The organism is Kitasatospora purpeofusca, from assembly GCF_034043715.1.
Classification (GTDB): domain Bacteria; phylum Actinomycetota; class Actinomycetes; order Streptomycetales; family Streptomycetaceae; genus Kitasatospora; species Kitasatospora purpeofusca_A.
In genome coordinates, this window is record NZ_JAXCLC010000081.1 from 1 (window position 1) to 16,030 (window position 16,030).

15 protein-coding genes are annotated in these 16,030 nt (G+C 72.8%); 4 read left to right on the forward strand and 11 right to left on the reverse strand.

Annotation, left to right across the window (positions count from 1 at the left end; all coding sequences use genetic code 11):
* Window positions 1-42: 42 nt before the first annotated feature.
* Entirely contained in the window at window positions 43-996 is a 954-nt protein-coding gene (locus SM793_RS30960) for a GNAT family N-acetyltransferase (RefSeq protein WP_320441623.1), read from the reverse strand.
* Window positions 997-1,187: 191 nt separating this feature from the next.
* Complete coding sequence (locus SM793_RS30965; protein ID WP_320441624.1) at window positions 1,188-1,715, reverse strand: CGNR zinc finger domain-containing protein; 528 nt, start codon at window positions 1,713-1,715, stop codon at window positions 1,188-1,190.
* A gap of 26 nt (window positions 1,716-1,741) precedes the next feature.
* On the opposite strand from SM793_RS30965, the gene SM793_RS30970 reads away from it, so the two are divergent.
* Window positions 1,742-3,142, forward strand: a complete 1,401-nt coding sequence (locus SM793_RS30970; protein ID WP_320441625.1) for an MFS transporter — start codon at window positions 1,742-1,744, stop codon at window positions 3,140-3,142.
* A gap of 145 nt (window positions 3,143-3,287) precedes the next feature.
* Here the strand turns inward: SM793_RS30970 and SM793_RS30975 are convergent, their stop codons facing one another.
* Entirely contained in the window at window positions 3,288-4,385 is a 1,098-nt protein-coding gene (locus SM793_RS30975; RefSeq protein ID WP_320441626.1) for a chemotaxis protein, read from the reverse strand.
* 372 nt (window positions 4,386-4,757) lie between these two features.
* On the opposite strand from SM793_RS30975, the gene SM793_RS30980 reads away from it, so the two are divergent.
* The gene (locus SM793_RS30980; protein ID WP_320441627.1) at window positions 4,758-5,657 is read left to right on the forward strand and encodes a GNAT family N-acetyltransferase; all 900 of its coding nucleotides are present in this window, start codon (window positions 4,758-4,760) and stop codon (window positions 5,655-5,657) included.
* A gap of 186 nt (window positions 5,658-5,843) precedes the next feature.
* On the opposite strand, the gene SM793_RS30985 is transcribed toward SM793_RS30980, so the two are convergent.
* The 6 genes from SM793_RS30985 to SM793_RS31010 all read right to left on the reverse strand — a co-directional run bounded on the left by SM793_RS30985 (window position 5,844) and on the right by SM793_RS31010 (window position 12,677).
* Window positions 5,844-6,620, reverse strand: a complete 777-nt coding sequence (locus SM793_RS30985; RefSeq protein WP_320441628.1) for a class I SAM-dependent methyltransferase — start codon at window positions 6,618-6,620, stop codon at window positions 5,844-5,846.
* A 266-nt stretch (window positions 6,621-6,886) separates the two neighbouring features.
* Entirely contained in the window at window positions 6,887-7,654 is a 768-nt protein-coding gene (locus tag SM793_RS30990; protein WP_320441629.1) for a 3-oxoacyl-ACP reductase, read from the reverse strand.
* Between the two features lie 5 nt (window positions 7,655-7,659).
* Window positions 7,660-9,033 carry an aldehyde dehydrogenase family protein gene (locus SM793_RS30995; RefSeq protein ID WP_320441630.1) on the reverse strand — a complete coding sequence of 458 codons (1,374 nt, stop codon included), beginning with the start codon at window positions 9,031-9,033 and terminating at the stop codon, window positions 7,660-7,662.
* Window positions 9,034-9,076: 43 nt separating this feature from the next.
* Window positions 9,077-9,790 carry a gamma-glutamyl-gamma-aminobutyrate hydrolase family protein gene (locus SM793_RS31000; RefSeq protein WP_320441631.1) on the reverse strand — a complete coding sequence of 238 codons (714 nt, stop codon included), beginning with the start codon at window positions 9,788-9,790 and terminating at the stop codon, window positions 9,077-9,079.
* Window positions 9,791-9,801: 11 nt separating this feature from the next.
* Window positions 9,802-11,160, reverse strand: coding sequence for a glutamine synthetase family protein (locus tag SM793_RS31005; protein ID WP_320441632.1), 1,359 nt, complete (start codon window positions 11,158-11,160; stop codon window positions 9,802-9,804).
* Window positions 11,157-12,677 carry an amino acid permease gene (locus SM793_RS31010; RefSeq protein ID WP_320441657.1) on the reverse strand — a complete coding sequence of 507 codons (1,521 nt, stop codon included), beginning with the start codon at window positions 12,675-12,677 and terminating at the stop codon, window positions 11,157-11,159. Before SM793_RS31010 ends, SM793_RS31005 begins: the two co-directional genes overlap by 4 nt.
* A 421-nt stretch (window positions 12,678-13,098) precedes the next feature.
* Between SM793_RS31010 and SM793_RS31015 the strand changes: the two genes are divergently transcribed.
* A complete protein-coding gene (locus SM793_RS31015; RefSeq protein ID WP_320441633.1) occupies window positions 13,099-13,848 on the forward strand; it encodes a FadR/GntR family transcriptional regulator in 750 nt (249 codons plus the stop codon).
* Between the two features lie 114 nt (window positions 13,849-13,962).
* Here the strand turns inward: SM793_RS31015 and SM793_RS31020 are convergent, their stop codons facing one another.
* The gene (locus SM793_RS31020; protein ID WP_030395238.1) at window positions 13,963-14,262 is read right to left on the reverse strand and encodes a DUF4193 domain-containing protein; all 300 of its coding nucleotides are present in this window, start codon (window positions 14,260-14,262) and stop codon (window positions 13,963-13,965) included.
* 376 nt (window positions 14,263-14,638) lie between these two features.
* Window positions 14,639-15,043, reverse strand: a complete 405-nt coding sequence (locus tag SM793_RS31025; RefSeq protein WP_320441658.1) for a VOC family protein — start codon at window positions 15,041-15,043, stop codon at window positions 14,639-14,641.
* 281 nt (window positions 15,044-15,324) lie between these two features.
* On the opposite strand from SM793_RS31025, the gene SM793_RS31030 reads away from it, so the two are divergent.
* Window positions 15,325-15,984: a hypothetical protein gene (locus tag SM793_RS31030; protein ID WP_320441634.1), complete on the forward strand. Its 660-nt coding sequence runs from the start codon at window positions 15,325-15,327 to the stop codon at window positions 15,982-15,984.
* Window positions 15,985-16,030: the final 46 nt, after the last annotated feature.

Here is a 16,030-nt window from a genome sequence, read left to right on the forward strand (position 1 = left end):
GAGGCCGGTCGGCCCGGAACGAGGCGTCGGGAGCGGGACCGCTCAGGAGTTCGGGGCCGTTTCCGGCGCCGACCAGACCAGGCGGGTCTGGGAGATCCGGTAGCCGGCCCGGGCGAAGGCGGCGGCCATCGGGGCGTTGTCGGTGTCCGTGGTGGCCGTGATCAGCTCGGCCCCCGCCTCCACCTGGACCCGGGTGATCTCGGCCAGCAGGTCGTCGACGTACCCACGGCCGCGCAGTTCGGGGACCACGCCGAGGTAGCCGACGTTGCGGTTGTACGGCGTCGCCGACGGCAGGGCCAGCCCGGCCACCTCGCCGTCGGGGGTGCGGGCCAGCCGCCACCAGGAGCGCTCCCCCGGGCAGCCGAGGTAGAAGTCCACCTCCTCCTGGGCGGTGGCCTCGGCCCCCATCAGGGCGAGGTTGCGGCGGGTCTCGCCGTCCAGACTGCCCACCGCGATCCGCCGGAAGACGTCGAGGAAGTCCTCGTCCGCGCCCTCGGTGAAGGTCAGCCGCCCGCTGGAGGCGGGCAGGCTGGCGTCGGGTGTCCACTCCAGGCGCAGCCGTTCCACCACGTCGGTGAGCCCGGCGGACAGCGCGGCGTCCCGTCGCCAGTCGGTGGCCGCGACCGCGGCGGGGTCCTCGCGCCAGCCCTGCGGGAGTGTCAGGTTGTAGAGCGGGAGCTTGGTCGCGCCCTGCGCGGTGAAGGCCCGCAGTCCGGCCCGGACCAGTTCGGCGGCGAGCGCGGCGCGGTCCTCCACCGAGGGGTCGACGGACAGGCAGTCCAGGGCGAGCGGGTGTTCGCCGGTGGCGTGGCCCCACCACAGGGCCCGGGCCAGGACCCGGCCGTCCTGTTCGGCGATCCAGGTCCACTCCGGCCGGTACATGCCCTCCTTCAGTTCCTCCAGGTAGCGGTCGGCCTCGATCCAGCCGACCGGCTCGTCCACCGTGACGGCGGTGACCCGGTCGAGGTCGGCCTCGGTGGTGGGGCGAAATCGCATACGGTTCTCCTCCGTGCTGGGGTGACGTCACTGACACTAGGCCGGCCGCCGGACGACCGGCTTCAGTCATGCCGACGTAATGTGGCCGGTCGCCGAGCGGTCACCGACCGGTCCTCCACCGGCACCGAGCCGCCGCGCCGGTCGGTACCCCGGGGCCCGGTACCCCGGTGGCCCCGGCGTTCGGACGGCGTTCAGGCGGCGGACGGGTGGTTCGCGCGGTGGCGGCGGACGGCGTCACGGTTGGCGCAGCGCTGGGAGCAGTAGCGGCGCCGGCCGGTGCGCGTGGTGTCGGCGAAGATCGTGTCGCACTCGGCGAGGGCGCACCGGCCGAGCCGGTGCATGCCGCGTCCCACCAGGTGCAGCGCGGTGCCGACGCCGATCAGGGAGAACAGCAGGGCGCCGAGCGGCAGGTCGTCGTCCCGGTAGTGCAGGTGCCAGCCCTCGCCGGTGTGGTCGGTGAGCCGGGGGTGGGCCGTGCCGGCGGCGAGCATCAGGTTCAGCCTGGCGGCCCGCTCGCGCTCGTCGGCGGCGTCGACGACGGCCTCCCAGGCGTCCAGCACCGCGTGGACGTGTGACAGGTCGTCGGCCGCGAACGGCCCCTCGACCACCAGTCCGGCCGCGCGGCAGCGGCCCACGAGTTCGTCGACGCTCCTCGGCCGCTCGTTCGCCAACTCGGCGGCCAGGTTGACGGCGTCCTCGCCGTAAGGGTTGAGGTGCATAAGACCATTACAGCAGTCTGAGCGGCATGAGTCATCACACCGAGGTCCGGGGCGGGCCGCCCCCGCTGCCGTACCGCTGGACGATCCTCGGGGTCGCCACCTTCACCCAGGCCGCCTCCTGCTTCTTCGTCCAGGGCATCGGGGCGATGGCGGTGCCGCTGCAGAACGCGCTCGACCTCAGTACGGCGCAGTTGGGGTTACTGCTCTCGGCGTCCCAACTGGCGCCGCTGGTCGGTCTGCTGGTGGCCGGCGAGCTGCTGGACCGGTACGGCGAACGGTGGGTCGTCGGCATCGGGGCCGGGGTGGTCGCCGCGGGCCTGCTGGCGGGGAGCACGGCCCAGGGGTACGCGTCGCTGCTCGTGGTGCTGCTGGTCGTCGGGGCGGGGTACAGCGCGATCCAGCCCGGCGGCAGCAAGTCGGTGGCGGCCTGGTTCGAGCCCGCGCGGCTCGGGTTCGCGATGGGCGTGCGACAGGCCGGGCTTCCGTTGGGCGGGGCGGTCGCGGTGGCCGTGCTGCCGGTGGTCGCCGCCGCGTCCGGGTGGCGGGTCGCCGTGCTGGTGGGCGGGCTGGTCGCGCTGACGGGAGCGGTGGCGTTCACCGCGCTCTACCGTCGCCCGCCCGGGACGGTCGCCAAGCGGCCGGCGGCCCTGGGGCCGGTCGCGGCAGGGCCGGTCGCGGCGGGACCGGTCGCGGCGGGACCGGTCGCGGCGGGACCGGTCGCGGCACCGCTCATGGACCGGCTCCGGCTGTTGCGCGAGCCCGCGATGACGAAGGCGCTGCTGTCGGGCACGGCCATGGTCTCGGTGCACAGCGGCATCGGCGTACTCGGCGCGCTGTACCTGCACGACGTGACCGCCCTCGGCACCGGTGCGGCCGGTGCCGTCCTGGTCGCGGCCCAGATGGCGGGCATGCTCGGGCGGATCGGCCTCGCGGCGTGGAGCGACCGCAGCCGCGCGGGCCGCTACCGGCCGGTCCTGGCGAGCATGGTCGGGGCGGCGACCGCACTGGTCGCACTGGCGACCCCGCTCGGCGGGCATCCGCTCGCGGCGGCCGTGCTCTTCGCCTGGCTCGGCTTCTTCGGGATCGGCTGGTACGGGCCTTGGGTCGCCCATCTGGCCGAGGCGGCCCCGCCCGGCCGGACCGGCTTCGCGCTCGGGCTGGTGATGGCCGTCAACCAGGTGGCCGTGATCCTCGCCCCGCCCGCCCTCGGCCTGCTGCGGGACGCGACCGGCGGCTACACCGCCGCCTGGAGCGCCCTCGCCGTGGCGACGGCCGGGACGGCGGCGGCCACGGCGAGGAGCGGGAAGCGGCGCGGCTCGACCACCTCCCGACCCGGCCGCCCGCGCCCCGGGCCGGGCACCGATGCCGCCGCCGATGCCGCTGCCGACGCCGGCGCGAGCCGCGCGGGCGGGACGGCAACCCGGTAGGCGGCCTGACGTTGTGAACGCCGCGTTGGCCGACCGCCGACCGGACCGGGCTCCTCCTCGGAGCAGCGTCGAACGAGCCGAGGAGAGGCCCGGCCTACCGGGGTACCGAAGCGCCGGGGTACCGACGGCAAATCAGTACCGCAGGTCAGTACCGCAGGTCGGCGGCGATCCGGCCGGCGTCGGAGAGGGTGCCGTCGGGGACGAAGGAGACCTGGGCGCCGGTGTCGAGGGCGCGCTCGATCACCTCGTCGACGATGTCCTCGCGCGCCCCCTCCTGCTCGGCCTCGGCGGGCACCAGGTGGTCGCCCTCGTCGCGAGCGGTGATCCGGAAGTTCTCCTCCACCACCAGCTGGGCGACCCGCCCCTCGGCGACTGCCTGCCGGACCTCGTCCGGTCCGGCCGCGAACGCCTGCCGGCCGCGGGCCTTGTCGAGCCGGGCGAGGGCGTCGGAGATCCCGGCGTCCGCATGCGCGCGGACGGCGGGCTCCACCACCTTGCGGACCGTCTCGGCGTCCGCCTGGGCGAGGCCGCCGTGCGGGATCTGCGCTGTGGCGCCGCGGACGATCTGCCCGGCGGCATCCAGCAGGGCGAGGGCCGCCGCCTCGCCGACCACGTACAGCGGGCGCGGGTCGGCGGCCAGCACCTTGCCGAGCTCGTTCTCCGCCTGCCGCAGGAAGGTCTTGGTCTCCTCGTCCTGGAAGGTGCTGGGCTTGTCTCCGATCCGCTCCTGCCGCTCCGGGTCGGGGTTCTCGTACCGGCGCACCAGCGGGAAGCCGTGCCCGGTGTCCTCCGCGACCCGCTCGCTGTTGCCGCCCCACAGCAGCACCCGGTCGGCGGCGAGCGCGAGCACCCAGTGGGGCCGCTCGGCCGCCTGGGCGGCGACCAGATTGCGGGTCAGGAAGGTGTCGGACAGCACCACCCGGTCGGGCACGGTGCGGCCCAGCGACCAGACGTGGTGCTCGCCGGGAGCGAGCAGGATCGCCAGACCGTCCTCGGCGTGCACCAGGTCGACCTCGGCGAGCGCCCGGTCGAGCTGCTCCAGCACATCGATCCGGACGGCGCGGGAGACCTCCGGATCCTCCTCGATCCGCTTCCTCGCCGCGGCCGCGAGGGTGCGCAGCCGGACCGGGTCCTGCGCGTTGTCGGGCTCCCGGCGGTGCGTGGGCATCAGGATCGACACTGCCGGATACGGCCTCGGGCGGCGCAGCTCGGTGAGGACTGCGGGGGTGAGAGCGGGGTACATGGGGGCCCTTTCCGAAGGCGGTTCGGCCTTCTGCGGGTGGACGCACACAGCATGGATTTTGTCCCAATCATCACCAATTTACCCATTGGCGGGATGTGTTGTGGGACCTCGCGCGCCCGTGCCGCCGTCGGCCGCCCGCCGCCGGAGCCGCGCCACCGGGAGCGCGCCACCCGGGAGCGTGCTGCCGGGACGCGAAAACCCGTGGACGGATCGACGGGGCATCACCTACTGTGGCGCCACGCCCGAGACGAACGGAAGGAGGCGAGTGCCGTGCAGTCCATACCTCTCCAGCGCTCCCTCTTCCGCTGTCCCGGCGTGGCTCGTCAGTCCTGACCGGGAGCGCTCCAAGCAGTCCGCATCCCGGAGGAATCCATGACCGATACGGTCATCCGCACGCTTTCCGCGAGCGACGCCCACCTGTTCGACGCCCACCCCGACCCCCTGGGCGCCCGCGAGGGCCACCGGCGCACCACGTTCCGCCCCGACTGGAAGCGGGTCGCCCTGCGCGACGGCGAGGTCGTCGCCCGCGGCGCCTGGTGGGGCGGCCCCGACGACTCGGAGCCCGTCAACATCAACTGGTTCGACGTCGCCAAGGGCGAGGAGGAGGCCGGGGCCGAACTCCTGCGCTCCGCCCCCTGGCAGGTCGAGCTCGAAATCAACCTGCCCGGCGACTGGCGGGAACGGGCCGACCTGCGCGCCGCCGCCGAGGCACGCTTCGCCGCCGCCCGGGCCGCCGGGTACGAACTCCTCGTCGAGCGTTTCCTGTACCGCTGGACCCCGGAGCACGGACTCCCCGAGCGCCCCGGCCGACTGCGCTTCGACGCCGAACCCGACGACACCGTCTTTTTCGACGCCCTGCGCCGCATCCACTCCGCCACCCTGGACGCCCACGCACTCCGGGCCATCGCCGAGGGCGGCCTCGACCGGGCCGCCCAGGAGGAACTCGACTTCTTCCACTGGTGCCCCTCCCCGCGGGAGTGGTGGCAGACCGCGCACACCCCCGACGGCGACCTCGCCGGCATCCACATCCCCGCCCACAACCCCTCCGGCCCGACCATCGGCTTCATCGGCGTCCTCCCCGAACACCGCGGTCACGGCTACGCCTACGACCTCCTCGCCGAGTGCACCCGCATCCTCGTCGAACAGGGCGCCGACTTCATCACCGGAGCGACCGACCGGACCAACCACCCCATGGCCGCGAACTTCGCCAGAGCCGGCTTCCCCGTCGTCCGCGAACGCATCAACCTCCACCCGGCGGACCCGACGGCCTGACGGCCTGACGAGCAGCAGCCCACGATGTGCGGCCCGGGCCTGGACCCACCCCGGCCCGGGACCGTGCTACCGGGGTGCCGGTCGACGAGGGCCGGGAGTTCGGTGGCCGGTCGGGCCTCCCGGACTGCTCCTGAGGCCGGGTGCCGAAGGGCCTGATGTCACAGCTTCGGATTCACGGCGCCGGATTCACGGCGTCGCGCGCACGAGGACGAGCGACCCTTCGTAAACGGCCCGGGTGCGCAGGTGGCCGAAGCGGCGCTCCCACTCGCCGGACTCCAGGTCGCGGCGGAGCGCGCGGTCGAAGCGTTCGCGCACGCCGTCGTCGACGAAGCTCCAGGCCGAGCACGCCTGCCGGGCGGCGGGGTCCAGCAGCATCTCGGGGCGCCCGTAGTACGCCTCGTTGAAGCCGTCGGTGCAGTCGAGCGGGATCGGGACCGGCCGGACGGTGACGCTGCCGCCCAGGGCGGCGGACAGCTCGTCGATCGGGGGGTAGCGGCGGGCCTCGGTGTCCAGCACCTCGGGCGCGTACTCGTACAACCAGAAGTCGCGCACCAGCCGCGGATCGCAGGTCAGCACGACGACCGGGCCCCGGGTGACGCGCCGCATCTCGCGCAGGCCCGCCCCGACGTCCTCCCACTGGTGAACGCTGAACAGCGTCATCGCGGCGTCGAAGGACGCGTCCTCGAACGGCAGGTCCCCGGCGACGGCGTCGACGGCCGGGGCGAGGTGGGCCGGGCGGCCGGCCCGCATGGACGCCGACGGCTCGACCGGTGTCACGACCCGGTCGGCGCTTTCGTAGGAACCGGTGCCGGCACCGACGTTGAGCACGGTCCGCGCGTCGCCGAGGGCCTCGGCGATGGCCTGCGCCACCCGGCTGTCGGGCCTGCGGTAGGAGGAGTAGCCGGAGCCGATGGCGCCGTAGTCGACGTCTCCGGCGCTGCCGTCCCGGGTGCGTGCGTTCATGGGTCCACGGCCTCCTTCGGTGGGTGATGACCGGGTGCCGCGCCGGCCCGTTGCCATTCTCGACCCCCGGCTGCGCCCACCCAGGGAGAATCCTGCGTTCACGAGGGTCGCCAAGTAAGTCGCTTGGTAGATTCTCGTCATTTCGCCCGAATGACCGGCAGCTGCGGTGAACTCGGATCGTGCGCCCCTCCGAACCGCCCGGGACGGATCCCCGCGCCGGGGTGCGGCCCGCCCTGACCGCACCCCGGCGGAGGAGGGTGCCGGTGCTACTGCGGGGTGACGTAGGCGCCGGAGATGCCGCCGTCCACGAGGAAGGTGTTGGCGGTCATGAAGGAGGAGTCGTCGGAGGCCAGGAAGGCCACCGCGGCGGCGATCTCCTCGGGCTCGGCGAAGCGGCCGAGCGGGATGTGGACCAGGCGGCGGGCGGCGCGCTCCGGGTCCTTGGCGAAGAGTTCCTGCAGCAGCGGGGTGTTGACCGGGCCGGGGCACAGCGCGTTGACCCGGATGCCCTCGCGGGCGAACTGCACGCCCAGCTCGCGCGACATCGCCAGCACCCCGCCCTTGGAGGCGCTGTAGGAGATCTGCGAGGTGGCCGCGCCCATCACCGCGACGAAGGAGGCGGTGTTGATGATCGAGCCCTTGCCCTGGCGCCGCATGTGCGGGATCGCGTACTTGCAGCACAGGTAGACGCTGGTGAGGTTGACCTCCTGGACCCGCTTCCAGGCGTCCAGGCCGGTGGTGAGGATGGAGTCGTCGTCGGGCGGCGAGATGCCCGCGTTGTTGAAGGCGATGTCGAGCCGGCCGTACTCGTCGACGGCCCGCTGGAAGAGGTCGCGGACCGCGTCCTCGTCCGTCACATCGGCCTGGACGAACAGGCCGCCGACCTCGTTCGCGGCCTTGGCGCCGGTGTCCGCGTCGATGTCGACGCAGACCACCTTGGCGCCCTCGGCGGCGAACCGGCGGGCGGTGGCGAGGCCGATGCCGCTGCCGGCGCCGGTGATGACGGCCACCCGGCCGTCGAGTCGCTGGGTCATGCTGATCACTCCTCCGTGGAGATGAAGACGTTCTTGGTCTGGGTGAAGGCGGCGAGGGCGTCCGGGCCGAGCTCGCGGCCGAGTCCGGACTGCTTGAAGCCGCCGAACGGCGTGGTGTAGCGCACCGAGGAGTGCGAGTTGACGGAGAGGTTGCCGGCCTCGACGCCGCGGGCGACCCGCAGGGCGCGTCCGACGTCCCTGGTCCAGACGGAGCCGGACAGCCCGTACTCGGTGGCGTTGGCGATCCGCAGGGCGTCCTGTTCGTCGCGGAACGGCACCACCGTGACCACCGGGCCGAAGATCTCCTCGGTGAAGGCCGGGTCGTCGTGCCGGACGGGTGCGAGGACGGTCGGCGGGTACCAGAAGCCGGGCCCGTCGGGGGCGCCGCCGCGGAAGGCCACGGCCGCGTCGTCCGGCACGTAGGAGGCCACCCGCGCCCGGTGGGCGGCGGAGATCAGCGGGCCCATCTCGGTCTTCTCGTCGGCCGGGTCGCCGACCCGCACACCGCGGACGGCCGGTTCCAGCAGCGCCAGGAAGTCGTCGAACACGGAGGCCTCGACCAGGATCCGGGACCGGGCGCAGCAGTCCTGGCCGGCGTTGTCGAAGACGGCGTAGGGCGCGGTCGCGGCGGCCTTGGCGAGGTCGGCGTCGGCGAAGACGATGTTGGCGCTCTTGCCGCCGAGTTCGAGGGTGACGGGCTTCACCTGGGCGGCGCAGCCCGCCATGATCTCCTTGCCGACCCGGGTCGAGCCGGTGAACACGATCTTGCGGACGTCCGGGTGGGTGACGAAGCGCCGTCCGACGACCGGGCCCCGGCCGGGCAGCACCTGCAGTACGCCGTCCGGGATCCCGGCCCGGAGGGCGAGTTCGCCGAGGCGCAGGGCGGTGAGCGGGGTGAGTTCGGCCGGTTTGACGATGACGGTGTTGCCGGCGGCGAGCGCCGGGGCCAGGGCCCAGGCGGCGATCGGCATCGGGAAGTTCCACGGCACGATGACGCCGACCACGCCGATCGGTTCCTGGAAGGTGACGTCGACGCCGCCGGCGACGGGGATCTGCCGGCCGAACAGCCGTTCCGGGGCGGCGGCGTAGTAGTCGATGACGTCGCGCGCGTTGCCGGCCTCCCAGCGCGCGTTGCCGATGGTGTGGCCGGCGTTGGCGACCTCCAGGGCGGCGAGGTGTTCGCGGTCGGCGTCGACGGCGGCGGCGAAGGCGCGCAGCAGCCGGGCCCGGTCGGCGGGGGCCACCCGGCGCCAGGTGTCGAAGGCGGTGCGGGCGCGGGCCACGGCGGCGTCGGTCTCGGCGAGGCCGGCCGGTTCGACGGTGGCGATCACCTCCTCGGTGGCGGGGTTGACGACCTCGAGGAGGTCCGGTTCGGTCATGGGCGGTTCTCCAGGTGGCTGGCGGTGGCGAGGGCCTGGCTGGTCAGGACCCTGAGGCGGCGAGGGCGTAAGCGGTCAGGGCCTGGAACAGGCGCAGGTCGTCGGGATCGGTCTCGGGGTGCCACTGGACGCCGAGGGCGAAGCGGCGGCCGTCGAGTTCGAGCGCCTCGACGGTGCCGTCGGCGCCGCGGGCGGTGGGCCGCAGCCCGCGGCCGAGGCGGTCCACGGCCTGGTGGTGGTAGCAGGGCACCTCGGCGTCCGGCCCCAGGACGGTGGCGAGCCGGCTGCCGTCGGCCACCTCGACCCGGTGCCGGACGTACTGTGCGGGGAGCTTCTGGTGGCTCCCGTCGGGCAGGTGCTGGTGGAGCGTGCCGCCGAGTTCGACGTTGAGCAGCTGCATGCCGCGGCAGACGCCGAGCAGCGGGAGGTCCCGGGTCAGGGCGGAGCGCAGGAGGGTGCTCTCCCAGCCGTCCCGTGCGTGGTGCGGCGGGCCGGTGCGCGGGTCGGCGGGCGCCGCGTACCTGGCCGGGTCGATGTCCGGTCCGCCGGCCAGGACGAGGCCGTCCAGGGCGTCGAGGAGGTGTTCGGCCCCGCCGGGTTGCGGCGGCAGCAGTACCGGGGTGCCGCCCGCGCGGAAGACGGCGTCCACATAGCCCTGCGGCACCAGGGAGGCGCATTGCTGCCAGACGGACCAGGCCGCGTCGTCCTGGTAGGTGGTGATGCCGATCAGCGGTCGGCGCAGACCCGAGCGAGTCACAGCGGCGCGGGTCACAGCCGCTCGAATCCGCGGCGCCGCTCCCAGTCGGTGACCGCGCGCTCGTAGGCCGCGAGTTCGGTGCGTCCGGCGTGGGTGTAGTGCCGGACGACGTCCTTGCCGAAGGCTTCGGTGGCGACGGCGCTGCGCTCGAAGGCGTCTACCGCGTCGCGCAGGTTGGCGGGCACCCTGGGGGCGTCGGAGGCGTAGGCGTTGCCGGTGAACTCCGGTTCGAGCTCCAGTTGCCGGTCGATGCCGTGCAGTCCGGCGGCGATCAGCGCGGCGACCGCGAGGTAGGGGTTGACGTCGCCGCCGGGGACGCGGTTCTCGAACCGCAGCGAGGGCCCGTGGCCGACCACCCGCAGGGCGCAGGTGCGGTTGTCGCGGCCCCAGGCGACGGCGGTGGGCGCGAAGCTGCCGGGCACGTACCGCTTGTAGGAGTTGACGGTGGGGGCGAGCAGCAGGGCGAAGTCGGCGAGGCAGGCGAGCTGCCCGGCGAGGAAGTGCTCCATGGTGCGGGAGAAGCCGTGCGGCCGGTCACCGGCGAACACGGGTGCGCCCCGGTCGTCGCGCAGGCTGAGGTGGATGTGGCAGGAGTTGCCCTCGCGTTCGTCGTACTTCGCCATGAAGGTCAGGCTGCAGCCCTCCTGCGCGGCGATCTCCTTGGCACCGGTCTTGTAGACGGCGTGGTTGTCGCAGGTGGTGAGGGCGTCGGCGTACTTGAAGGCGATCTCGTGCTGGCCGAGGTTGCACTCGCCCTTGGCGGACTCGACGGCCAGGCCGGCGCCTGCCATCCCGTTGCGGATCCGCCGCAGCAGCGGTTCGATCCGGCCGGTGCCGAGGACGGAGTAGTCCACGTTGTACTGGTTGGCCGGGGTGAGCCTGGCGTAGTCCTTGTCCCAGGCCTGTTCGTAGCTGTCCCGGAAGACGATGAACTCCAGCTCGGTGGCGGCCTGCGCGTGCCAGCCGTGGCCGGCCAGGCGGTCCAGCTGGCGTTGCAGGACCTGCCGCGGGGAGACGGCGACGGGGGTGCCGTCATGGTGCAGGACGTCGCACTGGACCATGGCGGTGGCGGGGTGCCAGGGCACGGTCCGCAGGGTGGCGAGGTCGGGGCGCAGCGTCAGGTCGCCGTAGCCGTTCTCCCAGGAGGAGATCTCGTACCCGTCGACGGTGTTCATGTCGATGTCGACGGCGAGCAGGTAGCCGCAGCCCTCCGCGGCGCCGGGCACCACGTCGGCGAGGAAGTGCTCGGCGGCCAGGCGCTTGCCCTGGAGGCGGCCCTGCATGTCGGTCATGGCGAGCACGACGGTGTCGACGGACCCGTCGGCGACGCGGGCGCGCAGTTCGTCGAGGGTGAGCCGGGGGCTGGTCATCGGACCTCCAGTTCGGTGTCCAGGGCGTCGGGTCCGGGCGGCGTGTCCCCGACCTCGGATCCGGGCGTGCCCCCGGCGTCGGGTCCGGGCGGCGTGCCCCCGGCGTCCGGTCCGGGCGGCGTGGCCAGGACGTGGGGTCCGGTGAACCAGTGCCGGGCCGAGACCAGCCACCACACCCCGGCGAAGCCGACCACGGCGGCGACCGCGACGGGGGTGTAGTTGAAGCTCTCGGCGGTGATCGGGGAGGTGGTGGGGAGCATGAACAGCACGGTGATCACTGCCGTCCAGACGACGGCGACGATGCCGATCGGCCGGCTCCACCGTCCCAGGTGCCAGGGGCCGGGGGTGAAGTCCTCGCCCTGGCGCAGCCTCAGGTACACCGGAATGACGTAGGAGATGTACAGGCCGATGACGGAGATGGAGGTCACCGCGGTGTAGGCGGTGGTGTTCCAGAGCGCGGGCAGGCCGAGCAGCAGCGCGCCGCCGGTCGCCAGCCAGACCGCGTTGGTCGGGGTCTGGGTGCGCGGGTCGATGCGGTGCCACAGCCGGGAGCCGGGCAGGGCGCCGTCCCGGGAGAAGGCGTAGATCATGCGGGAGTTGGCGGTGACGGAGGCCATCCCGCAGAAGAACTGGGCGCCGATCACGATCAGCAGCAGGAACTGGGCGCCGCCGGAGCCGATCGCGTCGATGAAGATCTGGGCGGGCGGTACACCGGTGTCGCTGTTGAGCGCGCCGTCGTAGTCGCGGATCGCGAAGGTGATGCCGAGCAGCAGGACCCAGCCCGCCGCCAGGGAGACGGTGATGGCGTTGACGATGCCGCGGGGGCCGGAGCGGGCGGCGTCGCGCGTCTCCTCGGTCATGTGCGCGGAGGCGTCGTACCCGGTGAGGGTGTACTGGGCCATCAGCAGGCCGACCATCGCGACGTAGAACTGGTTCCGGAAGCCGGTCCCGTTGACGAACTCGGTGAGGACGAAGGAGGCCGGGGCGTGCTGGTCCGGGAGCACGGCGAGCGCTCCGACGATGACCGCGACGCCCACCAGGTGCCACCACACGGACACACTGTTGAGGACGGCGACGAGGCGCACGCCGCGGGTGTTGAGCAGGCCGTGCAGCAGCAGGATCACGGCGAAGATCTCGATGGTGTGCATCGGACTGGCCTCGATGCCGAAGCGCAGCGTGAGGAAGGCGTTGGTGAAGAACGCGGCGCCGAAGTCGACGCCGGCGGTGACCGCGACCTGGCCGAGGAAGTTGAACCAGCCGGTGAACCAGCTCCACGCGGGCCCCCGGCTGCGGCTCAGCTTGGCGGCCCAGTAGTAGAGCCCGCCGGCCGTCGGGTAGCTGGAGCAGATCTCGGCCATGGCCAGCCCGACGCAGAGGGTGAACAGGCCGACCACCGGCCAGCCCCAGACGATCAGGGCCGGGCCTCCGGTCTTCATGCCCGTGCCGTAGAGGGTCAGGCAGCCGGAGAGGATCGAGACGATGGAGAAGGAGACGGCGAAGTTGGAGAAGCCGGACATCGAGCGGGCCAGTTCCTGGGTGTAGCCCAGCTCGCGGAGGCGTTGTTCGTCGTCGGAGACGAGGGTGGTGCCTTCCGGGATCACGGCGGGGGAAGGCTGGTCGGGCTTCTGCGTACCGGTCGGCGGTGCGCCGGGTGAGCGTGCGTCGGGCGGCTGTGTTCCGGTCGGCGGTGCGTCGGGTGAGCGTGCGTCGGTCATGGGCACCCCATGGGGTTGAGGGTGTGCCGGGACGGGCAGTGCCACGACGGCGTGGCGCGCGCGGCCAGGCGGATTCGACGATCGAACGGCTCGTCAATGGTCTGGAAGCAGACCATTGGGTGGGTGAGCAGCATCGTTCCGGCTGAGCGGGGCCACGTCAAGGGCCGACACGAGAACGGAACGGAACGAGTTCCGACGCCCGCCCGTAGGTACGATTCCGGGCGTGGACCTGGACCGAGCACGCGAGCAGGCACGGCTCGACTGGCAGGCCGGCGCGATCTTCCGCCCGGTCCGCACCGGCAACGCCTTCGAGGAGACCGTCGAACGGCTCCTCCAGGCGATCAAGCTCGGTGTGTTCGGCCACGGCGACCGGCTGCCCGCCGAACGGGACCTCGCCGCGCGGCTCGGCGTCAGCAGGGAGACCCTGCGCGAGGCGCTCCGCACCCTTCAGCAGGCCGACTGTGTCGAACCCCGCCGCGGCCGCTACGGCGGCACCTTCGTCACCTACCGGATGCCCGCACCCGACGTCGCCGACCTCCGCCGGGCCGCCCGGGACCTCGGCGGCGCACTGGACGACGCGCTGACCTACCGACAGGTCCTGGAGGCCGGCGCCGCCGAGGCCGCCGCCCGCCGCACCCTCACCCCCGACCAGCGGGCCCACCTGGAGAGCCGCCTCGACGACCTGGAGGACGCCCCGCCGGACCGGTACCGCCAGCTCGACTCGCGCTTCCACCTCGCCATCGGCGAACTCACCGGCTCCCCCACCCTGGCCGCGGCCATCGCCGAGGCCAGAATGCGCCTCAACGACCTCCTCAACGCCATCCCCATGCTGGAGCGGAACATCGAGCACGCCGCCGAACAGCACCGCGCCATGGTCCGGGCCATCCTCACCGGAGACGGCGACGCCGCCCGGCGCGCCACCGAGGAGCACCTCGCCGCGACGGCCGCGCTGCTGCGTGGCTTCCTGGCCTGAGGCTCCCGCCCCGGAACGGACCCGGGCCGCCCGCGCACCCCTGGGCGGCATCCGACCGGGAACTCCCGGCGGAGCGCCCGGGAGTCCCCGGCCGGCCCGGACATTGCGCTCCGGTCAGGAGGCGCACTCCCGGCAGATGGGCCGGCCGTTCTTGTCCTCACCCGCGAGCTGCGCGCGGTGGTGGACCAGGAAGCAGGTCATACAGGTGAACTCGTCCGCCTGAAGCGGCACGACCCGCACGGTGAGTTCCTCACCGGACAGGTCGGCGCCCGGCAGTTCAAGGCCTTCGACGGCCTCGGGCTCCACGTCCACCGAGGAGCTCTGCTTGTCGTCCCGCTTGTTCTTCAGAGCCTCGATACTGTCGTCGCGTCCCTCGTCGCCGGTGTCGCGCGGGGCATCGTAGTCGGTTGCCATGGTGCTGTCTTCTCCTTGAGCGTCGCTTCCGGCATCGCATCGTGCCACCTGCCGGCCCACGGAGTATCCGCCGCACACAAAAGCGCGGCCGATCCCACCCGTGGCGCCCCACCATCTCATCCGCCACGCCGCGGGGCGCGCGAAGCCCCACCCATGATCCACCCATCGGCCGACCCGACACCGTTCCGGCCGAGGGATCCGGGGTCAGAACCGGGCGGGCCGACGCTCCGCCGCCTCGCCCGTCTGTGCGAGCAGGATGCCGACCTCGCGCACCGCGCCTGCTTCCGTCCGGACGCAGGTGTTCAGAGCCCCGGGCTTACCATACCCTTCGAACCCGCACGGTCGACGCCGCCCACCGGGACGACAACCGCTTCCGTCACGGTCGGTCCGCTTCCGGCGTACTGATCGCGACGAGTTCGACCTCGAAGCCGTCCTCGTTCTCCAGGTAGGCGGCATGGACCTCCTCCCCGCCGGCGTGCGGATGGCGGTCGGGGAACATCAGGCTCCAGCCGTGCCGACGGGCCTCCGAGGCCAACTCCTCCACCAGCTCGGGTCCGTGGACGTGGAACGCGAGATGGTTCAGCCCCGGCCGGCAACGGTCGTGACGGTCGGCCGTGAGCGCCGTCGACTGTTCGAGGACCAGGTAGGTCGCTCCGAGGCGCCAGCTGCGCCCGCCGCTCCAGTCCTGGAAGACCGTGTACCCGAGGGCCTCCAACAACCACCCGAACGAGGCCGTGGCGCGGTCAAGATCGGGAACCCAGATCTCGACGTGGTGCAGCATCCCGCTGACTGGGCTCGTCACGGCTCCACCTCGGTGCGGTCTGCGGCGGCCGGGGGGCGGAGGTGTCCGCCTGACGGCCCGGCAGGGCCATCCTCACCCGGGCGCCGCGCCCTGTCCATGCCGCCCAACGTGCCCGTGATGTGCTCGCCGTGATCATCTGATGACGAAATCGTGACGGACTGAAGCAGGGTTCTATCCGAGCCGGACAAAATCCGCCCAGCATCCCGACGGGCGCCGCACCCGGCCGACTCAGTTCCGGAGAGTCCAGAGAGGGAGCCCCCATGAACCCCAACCCGACCCCCCGCCCGCGCACACTCCTCCGGGCGATGGCGTCGACCGCCGCCGTCCTCGCCGCCGTCGGTTCGCTCGGCCTGGTCAACGCCACCGGCGCGGCGGCCGCGACCCCGTCGGCAGCGCCGAGCGGCATCTGCAATCCGGCCGTGGACAAGCCCGTGCACGACATCCTCAACAGCAAGGTCGAAGCCGTCATCACCGACTTCTCGGCGGTCAACGTCGCCCCCGGCACCACCGGTCAGCGCTACGAGACCCTGACCCGGGTCGACACCGTCACCACCACGGTCAACCGCAACACCGAGATCTCGGCCTCCGCCAGCTTCCTCTTCTTCAAGGTGTCCGCCACGGTCGGCTTCTCCGTGCAGACGACCACCTCGTCCACCACGACCACCGCCACCTCCACCACCTGGAACTTCAACCAGCCCGGCTACTACGGCCTCTACCGCGGCACGCAGAAGGTCTCCGGCGAGTACGTGGAGTACACCTGCGCCCGCGCCGGCTCCATCGGCTTCTGGCTGAACACGACCCCGAACGGCAAGGGCACCTTCACCACCTTCGGGTACCCCGAGGAGGGCACCGTGTCGTGCGCCTCCCCGGAGGCGGCCGGGACGCTGCGCAACGCCGCCCGGCAGCGGCTCGGCTGCTGACCGCACGCTCCAGGACCGGAGCGAACACATCCGGATGCTGCGCACA

Excerpts from the sequence above, each read along its gene's own strand:
- SM793_RS30960 (WP_320441623.1), bottom strand. The coding sequence starts at position 996 with ATGCGATTTCGCCCCACCACCGAGGCCGACCTCGACCGGGTCACCGCC.
- SM793_RS30965 (WP_320441624.1), bottom strand. The coding sequence starts at position 1,715 with ATGCACCTCAACCCTTACGGCGAGGACGCCGTCAACCTGGCCGCCGAG.
- SM793_RS30970 (WP_320441625.1), top strand. The coding sequence starts at position 1,742 with ATGAGTCATCACACCGAGGTCCGGGGCGGGCCGCCCCCGCTGCCGTAC.
- SM793_RS30975 (WP_320441626.1), bottom strand. The coding sequence starts at position 4,385 with ATGTACCCCGCTCTCACCCCCGCAGTCCTCACCGAGCTGCGCCGCCCG.
- SM793_RS30980 (WP_320441627.1), top strand. The coding sequence starts at position 4,758 with ATGACCGATACGGTCATCCGCACGCTTTCCGCGAGCGACGCCCACCTG.
- SM793_RS30985 (WP_320441628.1), bottom strand. The coding sequence starts at position 6,620 with ATGAACGCACGCACCCGGGACGGCAGCGCCGGAGACGTCGACTACGGC.
- SM793_RS30990 (WP_320441629.1), bottom strand. The coding sequence starts at position 7,654 with ATGACCCAGCGACTCGACGGCCGGGTGGCCGTCATCACCGGCGCCGGC.
- SM793_RS30995 (WP_320441630.1), bottom strand. The coding sequence starts at position 9,033 with ATGACCGAACCGGACCTCCTCGAGGTCGTCAACCCCGCCACCGAGGAG.
- SM793_RS31005 (WP_320441632.1), bottom strand. The coding sequence starts at position 11,160 with ATGACCAGCCCCCGGCTCACCCTCGACGAACTGCGCGCCCGCGTCGCC.
- SM793_RS31010 (WP_320441657.1), bottom strand. The coding sequence starts at position 12,677 with ATGTCCGGCTTCTCCAACTTCGCCGTCTCCTTCTCCATCGTCTCGATC.
- SM793_RS31020 (WP_030395238.1), bottom strand. The coding sequence starts at position 14,262 with ATGGCAACCGACTACGATGCCCCGCGCGACACCGGCGACGAGGGACGC.
- SM793_RS31025 (WP_320441658.1), bottom strand. The coding sequence starts at position 15,043 with ATGCTGCACCACGTCGAGATCTGGGTTCCCGATCTTGACCGCGCCACG.
- SM793_RS31030 (WP_320441634.1), top strand. The coding sequence starts at position 15,325 with ATGAACCCCAACCCGACCCCCCGCCCGCGCACACTCCTCCGGGCGATG.